Consider the following 625-nt stretch of genomic DNA (forward strand, 5'->3'; position numbering starts at 1 on the left):
TATAGAATCTGGAGGAACCGTCGCTGTTGAGGTACCCGACGCCCGCGCTTACTTCTCCACTCCATGTGCCGTCGCTGCTGCATTCACTGCACTGCCAGCGGCTAGTGTCGGCTGGTTGAGAACGTTGTAACGAATAATCGTTGGCGTGCGCTTGCACAGCAAAAGCAAGGGAAATAGCGATGCACAGTTGAGATAGTTTCATGCCTCCCTCCTAATAACTTAATGTTTGACCACGTGGGTGGTTAGAGCCATGCACTTGATTGTGGCAGTTTAAACAACTTCCGCCGCGCACTCTCAAGTCGTTTTCAGGAATGGCTACGTTTGCATGTGGCACACGGTGACATTCCTGACAAAGCATTGGCAGCCGTTTATTGAGCAAGGCTTTGTTCACTGAACCATGAGGTGTGTGGCAGGATGTGCAATCTTCAGTTACTGGCTCATGCTCCCATAAAAATGGGCCGCGTTTTTCCGCATGACACTCGTAACAAGCGTTATTGACGGTTGACCAGTTCAGGCTCGCTTCATTTAATGTCTGATGTGGATTGTGGCAGCTAGAACAAGTCATGACGCCGTCGATAATAGGGTGACGACTGCGTTTGTGGATATCTGATTTGGTGCGGGAGTG

Annotated in this window: 1 protein-coding gene; it reads right to left on the bottom strand. The window is 50.1% G+C overall.

Translation table 11 applies throughout. From position 1 onward, the window contains the following. Positions 1 to 211: 211 nt before the first annotated feature. Positions 212 to 625 (bottom strand): cytochrome c3 family protein (locus R7O13_RS28355; RefSeq protein WP_318305390.1); only part of this gene is annotated, 414 nt, incomplete at its 5' end.

The sequence above is a fragment of the Vibrio sp. Y176 genome (genome assembly GCF_033438945.1).